Below are 7,144 nucleotides of genomic sequence, written 5' to 3' on the forward strand. Positions count from 1 at the left end.
AGGGAGCCACCCCCATGACGCAGCCCCACACCGGCCACGTCACCCCCGACACCCAGGGTGCGGACGCCCCCACCGTCGGACGGGACCAGGGCCCCACCCCCGCCCACGTCCCGCCCGCCGACCTGCGCGCGGCCCTCTCCGCCGAGCTGGGCGGAGCCGCCAGGGCCTGGCTGGACCAGGCCATGGACGAGGCCGCCGCCCACCCCGGCGCCCACGGCCCCATCTCCGTCTGGGAACTGCGCCTCGCCGAGGCCGCACGCCGCTGCGGCCCCGCCCACGCCGACGCCGCCCGCGTCCTCGTCCTGCACGCGGCACGCGCGGACACCGAGGCGCTGACCCGCGTCTACTCCCAGGGCACCGCCGACGAACGCCGCGCCGTCCTGCACGCGCTGCCCCACCTGGTGTCCGACCCCGAGGCCCTGCCCCTGGTCGAGGACGCCCTGCGCACCAACGACACCCGGCTGGTCGCCGCGGCCCTCGGCCCCTACGCGGCCCGGCACCTCGACGCCCACCAGTGGCGGCACGCCGTACTGAAGTGCCTGTTCACCGGCGTGCCCCTGGACGAGGTCGCGGACCTCGCCGGACGCGCCCGCGGTGACGCCGAACTGGCCCGCATGCTCACCGACTACGCCGCCGAACGCACGGCCGCGGGCCGCCCCGTCCCCGAGGACCTGCACCGCGTCCTGGCCCTGACCGAGCCCGGCACGTCGCACGCCCCGGCCGCCCCCCACGGCAAGGAGTCCTGATGCGCATCTTCGACCCGCACATCCACATGACCTCCCGCACCACCGACGACTACGAGGCCATGCACGCCGCCGGTGTCCGCGCCGTCGTCGAGCCTTCCTTCTGGCTGGGCCAGCCCCGCACCTCGCCCGCCTCCTTCCGGGACTACTTCGACGCTCTGCTGGGCTGGGAGCCCTTCCGCGCCGCCCAGTACGGCATCGCCCACCACTGCACCATCGCCCTGAACCCGAAAGAGGCCAACGACCCGCGCTGCCTGCCCGTCCTGGACGACCTGCCCCGCTACCTCGTCAAGGACCGGGTCGTCGCGGTCGGCGAGATCGGCTACGACTCCATGACGCCGGCCGAGGACACCGCCCTGGCGGCCCAGCTCCAGCTCGCCGCCGACCACGGCCTGCCCGCCCTCGTGCACACCCCCCACCGCGACAAGCTCGCCGGACTCCACCGCACCCTGGACGTGGTGCGCGAGTCCGCGCTGCCCCTGGACCGGGTGCTGGTGGACCACCTCAACGAGACCACCGTCGAGGCCGCGAAGGACAGCGGGGCCTGGCTCGGCTTCTCCGTCTATCCGGACACCAAGATGGACGAGGCCCGCATGGTCGCCCTCCTGCGCGAGTACGGCCCGGAGAAGGTCCTGGTCAACTCCGCCGCGGACTGGGGCAGGAGCGACCCGCTCAAGACCCGCAAGGTCGGCGACCTGATGCTCGCCGAGGGTTTCACCGACGACGACGTGGACCGGGTGCTGTGGCGCAACCCCGTCGCCTTCTACGGCCTCAGCGGACGCCTCGCGCTCGACGTGACCTCCGCCGACGCCACCCACGAGGGCAACTCCATCCTGCGCGGCGGGGAGTGAGCCATGCGCTTCCGCCATCCCGACGGCTCCACCGTCCACCTCGCCTACTGCACCAACGTGCATCCCGCGGAGACCCTGGAGGGGGTGCTGGCGCAGCTGCGTGAGCACTGCGAGCCGGTGCGCCGCCGGCTGGGCCGCGACCGGCTGGGCATCGGCCTGTGGCTGGCCCGGGACGCCGCGCACGCCCTGGTCACCGACCCGGCCGCGCTGCGCGGACTGCGCGGCGAGCTGGAACGGCGGGGCCTGGAGGTCGTCACCCTCAACGGCTTCCCCTACGAGGGCTTCGGCTCCGGCGAGGTCAAGTACCGCGTCTACACACCGGACTGGGCCGACCCCGAGCGCCTGGAGCACACCACAGCGCTGGCCCGGGTCCTGGCGGGCCTGCTGCCCGACGACGTCACCGACGGCACGATCTCCACGCTGCCGCTGGCCTGGCGCACCGCCTACGACACCACCCGCGCCGACAAGGCCCGCACCGCGCTGGCCACCCTCGCCGAACGCCTGGACGCCCTCCAGGAACTGACCGGCCGCTCCGTGCGTATCGGCCTGGAACCCGAACCCGGCTGCGTGGTGGAGACCACCCGTGACGCGATCGCGCCGCTGAGCGCGGTCGGCCACGACCGCATCGGCGTCTGCGTCGACACCTGCCACCTCGCCACCTCCTTCGAGGACCCCGACACCGCCCTGGACGCCCTGGCCGCGGCCCGCGTCCCGGTCGTCAAGTCCCAGCTGTCGGCCGCCCTGCACGCCGAAGAACCCACCGACCCCGCAGTCCGCGAAGCGCTCGCCGCGTTCGCCGAACCGCGGTTCCTGCACCAGACCCGCACCACCACCGAGGCGGGAGACCTGCGGGGCACCGACGACCTCGACGAGGCCCTGACCGAGGGCGGGCCCCTGCCCGTCACCGCGCCCTGGCGCGCCCACTTCCACGTGCCCCTGCACGCCGCCCCCGCCGCGCCGCTGACCTCGACGATGGAGGTGCTGAAGCAGACCCTGGCGCGGCTGGTGGGCGGCCCCCGTCCCCTCACCCGGCACCTGGAGGTGGAGACCTACACCTGGCAGGCCCTGCCGCCCGAGCTGCGCCCGCGTGCCCGCGCCCAGCTCACCGACGGGATCGCCGCCGAACTCACCCTGGCCCGCGACCTGCTGACCGACCTCGGCCTGAAGGAACTGCCATGACCGCGCCGACGCACTCCGACGGACCGACCCCCCTGCTCGTCCTGGACGTGGTCGGTCTCACCCCCCGTCTCCTGGACCACATGCCCCACCTCAAGCAGCTCGGCCAGTCCGGCTCCCGCGCGCCGCTGGGCACGGTGCTGCCGGCGGTGACCTGCGCTGCCCAGTCGACGTTCCTGACCGGTGCTCCGCCCGCCGAGCACGGCATCGTCGGCAACGGCTGGTACTTCCGCGAACTGGGCGACGTACTGCTGTGGCGCCAGCACAACGGCCTGGTGGCCGGCGACAAACTCTGGGACGCCGCCCGCCGCGCCCACCCCGGCTACACCGTCGCCAACATCTGCTGGTGGTACGCGATGGGCGCCGACACCGACATCACCGTCACCCCCCGCCCCGTCTACTACGCCGACGGCCGCAAGGAACCCGACTGCTACACCCGCCCCGTCGCCCTGCACGACGAACTCACCGAAAAACTCGGCACCTTCCCCCTCTTCCACTTCTGGGGACCCGGTGCCGACCTCGTCTCCAGCCAGTGGATCATCGACGCCACCCGCCACATCATGGCCACCCGCCACCCCGACCTCACCCTCGCCTACCTCCCGCACCTGGACTACGACCTCCAGCGCTACGGCCCCCACGACCCCCGCTCCCTCAAAGCCGCCACCGACCTCGACACGGCCCTGGCCCCGCTCCTGGACGACGCCCGCGCCGAGGGACGCACCGTCGTCGCACTGTCCGAGTACGGCATCACCCCCGTCAGCCGGCCCGTCGACATCAACCGCGCCCTGCGCCGCGCCGGCCTGCTGGAGGTCCACACCCAGGACGGTATGGAATACCTCGACGCGATGGCCTCCCGCGCCTTCGCCGTCGCCGACCACCAGATCGCCCACATCTACGTCCGCCGCCCCGAAGACCTCGACGCCACCCGCGAAGCCCTCACCGGGCTGCCCGGTATCGAGGAACTCCTGGACGACGCCGGCAAGAAGGCCCACCACCTCGACCACCCCCGCGCCGGGGAACTCGTCGCCGTCGCCGAACCGGACGCCTGGTTCACCTACTACTACTGGCTGGAGGACGAGCGGGCGCCGGACTTCGCGCAGCTCGTCGAGATCCACCGCAAACCCGGCTACGACCCCGTCGAGCTGTTCATGGACCCCCACGACCCCTACGTGAAGGTCAAGGCCGCCACCGCCCTGGCCCGCAAGAAACTCGGCATGCGCTACCGCATGGCCGTCGTCCCCCTGGACCCCTCACCCATCCGCGGCAGCCACGGCCGCCTCCCCGCGAGCGACGACGAAGGCCCGCTCCTCCTCTGCTCCACCCCCCGCGCCCTCGGCGACCGCATCAAAGCCACCGACGTGAAACAACTCCTGCTCCAGCTCGCCGGACTCGGCTGACGCGGCACCGTCCACGGCCACCGAGATCCGACTACCGAGAGTGAAACACACGGCACTGACAACGGCCCGCCCGAGCCGCATCAGGGCAGGCCACGACCCAGAAGGCAGGCACCCGTGACCCTGTTCTCCGACCCCTCGCGCACCGACGCAGGCACCGACTCCGCGGCCGGCGGCCCGGACGAGAGCCTGCGCCGCAGTCTCGGCGTGGGCCGCCGCCGCTTCCTCAGCACCTGCACCGCCGTCGCCGCCGGAGCCGTCGCGGCCCCCGTCTTCGGCGCCGCTCCGGCCCTCGCCCATGACCGGGACAGAGGCCGTGACCACGACCACGGTCACGGCCGCGGGCAGGTCCTGGTCCCGGCGGACAAGCGCGGCATCATCCTCTACACCGTCCGCGACGCCACCGCCCGCGACCCCCTCGCCTCCGACCTGCCTTCCGGCTTCCGCGAGGTGTTCAAGCAGCTCTCCCGCCACGGTTACCGCCAGGTCGAGTTCGCCGGCTACCGCCAGCACGCCAACGCCCCCGGCGGCGCCGACCTGGAAACCGTCCAGGGCGCCAAGCTGCTGCGCTGCTGGCTCGACGACTACGGCCTGCGCGCCCAGGGCAACCACGGCTTCATCCCGGGCTCCTGGCCGCTGACCGAGGCGGACAAGGACACCTTCAAGAAGCACCTGGAGATCGCCAACATCCTCGGCCTGGACCACATGGGCACCGGCGGCGACCCCACCGGCAGCTCCTACCGCGCCGACTGGGACGTGGCCGCCGACAAGTGGAACGCCCTCGGCGCGATAGCCCGTCGTGAGGGCGTCAAGCTCTACACCCACAACCACGACGGGGCCTACGGCTTCCTGCTCGACGGCGGCCCGCTGGACGACCAGGGCCGCCCGACCCGCAGCTCCGGCATCCGGAAGCTCGAGTACTTCCTGAAGGTCACCGACCCGAAGCTGGTCTGGCTGGAGATGGACATCTTCTGGGCGCACGTCGCCCAGTACAAGTTCCACACCTACACCGCCCACGACGGCTCCACCCGCAGGAACGTCTTCGACCCGGCCGGCCTGGTCGCCCGCAACAACAAGCGCTACCCGCTCTTCCACGCCAAGGACGGCGTCGTCAGCACGACCAACGGCATGGGCTACGACATGGTCCCGTTCGGCACCGGCGTCATCGACTACACGACGTTCTTCTCCCGGGTCGGGGAGCGGAACTACCACAACCCGATGATCGAGGACGACAACTCCCCGAGCGCCACCGACCCGGCGCAGTCCCTGCGCGAGGCCAAGATCAGCTACGACAACCTGGCGGCCCTGCGCAAGCGGCGCCGCTGACCCGGTGCACGGGCCGGGCGGCCCCTCCCGCATCGTGGGGGAGGGGCCGCCCGGTCCGTGCGGGCGGGCTTCGCCGGGTCAGCCCTCACCGAGCGGCCGCGGGTTCGGCGTGATGTGCTTGCCCTTCGAGTGTCCCGGCGGGTGCAGGAACAGCGCCATGAAGCCGGCGAAGATCGAGATGCAGCCCGCGAGGGTGAAGGCGCCGTTGTAGCCCCAGGCGCCGACGACCACGGAACCCATGCCCGCGCCGAGGCCGGAGACGAGTTTGGAGCTGTAGACCATGCCGTAGTTGGTGGCGTTGTTGTTCTCGCCGAAGTAGTCCGCCGTCAGCGCCGCGAACATCGGGAAGATGGCACCGCCGCCGAAACCGGAGACGGCGGAGAAGACCAGGAACAGCGGCAGGTTGCGGATCTCGGCCGACCAGATGATGCCGAACTGGGCGAGGCCGAGGATCGCGCACACGTAGAGCAGGCACTGCTTGCGGCCGTACAGGTCGGAGAGCCAGCCGATGACACCGCGGCCGGTGCCGTTGACGATCGCCTTCAACGACATGGCGGTGGCCACGATGCCGGCCGCGAAGCCCGCCTCCTCGCCGATGTCCACCTGGAAGGCGATACCGAAGATGTTCACGCCCGAGGTGCAGGCGAGACAGAACCACATCAGCGCCACCCGGCCGGTGCGCCAGGCCTCCAGCGGGGAGTACTGCTTGGTCGCCGGGGGGTTCTTCTCCAGCGAACGCCGGGCCCTCGGGTCGTCCGGCGGGTTCAGCGGGTCGACGGCGGCCGGCCACCAGTTCTTCGGCGGGTCCCGGAAGTAGAAGCCGGCGACCGCCACGACGGCGGCGAGGAACACACCGGCCGACACCAGGACCCAGCGGAAGTTGGAGGTGTCCATGAAGCCGTGGAAGATGAAGACGAACGGCACCGAGCCGTAGGCGAAGCCGCCGTTGACGAAGCCGGTCTTGCCGCCCCTGCGCTCCGGATACCACTTGCCGACCATGTTGACGCAGGTCGCGTACACCATGCCCGCACCCATGCCGCTGAACACGCCGAAGCCGATGAAGGCGAGCGAGACGTGCGGCGCGAACGCCAGCGACAGATAGCCGAGCAGGGTGCCGAGCGAGCCCAGCATCATCGCCCAGCGCGCCGGCAGTCTGCCGTTCTCGCGCAGCCGCCCCGCGGGGAAGGCCACCGCGGCCTGGCAGAAGATCCAGGCGGTCATCATCCAGTAGATGTTGCCGCTGGACCAGTGGTGGGCCTCGTGCAGCGTGTCCTCGGCGGACGCGAACGCGTACTCGGCGGAGGAGATGCCCATCATGCCGACCCAGGGCAGGATCACCATCCACTTGCGCTTGCGCCCCATGATGTCGATGTCGGACTCGCCCACACGGTAGACGCGTCCGTTCCTGTCGGTCACCTCCCGGTAGCCGGCTGACCGGGGGACCTCGGTGGTTGTCATGTCGTTCGCACCCCTTGCGTCGAAAGTTCTGGCCAGCGCCCCCTGTCCAATGCCTTCCGTGCGCGCGCGGGTCCCGGGGGGGGGGGGGGGGGGAGGGGGGGGGGGGGGAGGAGGAGGGGGGGGGGGGGGGGAGCTAGGAGAGAAAAAAGGACAAAGGAACAAGGGGAGGGGGGGGAAGAAAAAAGCAAGGGAGTCT

Annotated in this window: 6 protein-coding genes; 5 read left to right on the plus strand and 1 reads right to left on the minus strand. The window is 71.8% G+C overall.

The features are described from left to right. The first annotated feature begins 14 nt into the window (after positions 1-14). The 5 genes from AC07FV_RS11410 (at position 15) to AC07FV_RS11430 (ending at position 5,490) form a co-directional block, all read left to right on the plus strand. A complete protein-coding gene (locus AC07FV_RS11410) occupies positions 15-746 on the plus strand; it encodes an EboA domain-containing protein (RefSeq protein WP_479086431.1) in 732 nt (243 codons plus the stop codon). Continuing rightward, a complete protein-coding gene (locus AC07FV_RS11415) occupies positions 746-1,594 on the plus strand; it encodes a TatD family hydrolase (protein ID WP_479086433.1) in 849 nt (282 codons plus the stop codon). Before AC07FV_RS11410 ends, AC07FV_RS11415 begins: the two co-directional genes overlap by 1 nt. Before the next feature lie 3 nt (positions 1,595-1,597). Next, positions 1,598-2,773 carry a metabolite traffic protein EboE gene (gene eboE / locus AC07FV_RS11420; protein ID WP_479086435.1) on the plus strand — a complete coding sequence of 392 codons (1,176 nt, stop codon included), beginning with the start codon at positions 1,598-1,600 and terminating at the stop codon, positions 2,771-2,773. Then, positions 2,770-4,167 (plus strand): alkaline phosphatase family protein, encoded by a 1,398-nt coding sequence (locus tag AC07FV_RS11425; RefSeq protein WP_479086437.1) that lies wholly within the window; start codon positions 2,770-2,772, stop codon positions 4,165-4,167. Before eboE ends, AC07FV_RS11425 begins: the two co-directional genes overlap by 4 nt. A gap of 114 nt (positions 4,168-4,281) precedes the next feature. Next, positions 4,282-5,490 carry a sugar phosphate isomerase/epimerase family protein gene (locus AC07FV_RS11430; protein ID WP_479086439.1) on the plus strand — a complete coding sequence of 403 codons (1,209 nt, stop codon included), beginning with the start codon at positions 4,282-4,284 and terminating at the stop codon, positions 5,488-5,490. A 78-nt stretch (positions 5,491-5,568) separates the two neighbouring features. Here the strand turns inward: AC07FV_RS11430 and AC07FV_RS11435 are convergent, their stop codons facing one another. Next, the gene (locus AC07FV_RS11435) at positions 5,569-6,948 is read right to left on the minus strand and encodes an OFA family MFS transporter (RefSeq protein ID WP_479086441.1); all 1,380 of its coding nucleotides are present in this window, start codon (positions 6,946-6,948) and stop codon (positions 5,569-5,571) included. Positions 6,949-7,144 lie beyond the last annotated feature (196 nt).

This window comes from Streptomyces sp. NPDC045956 (assembly GCF_056430705.1).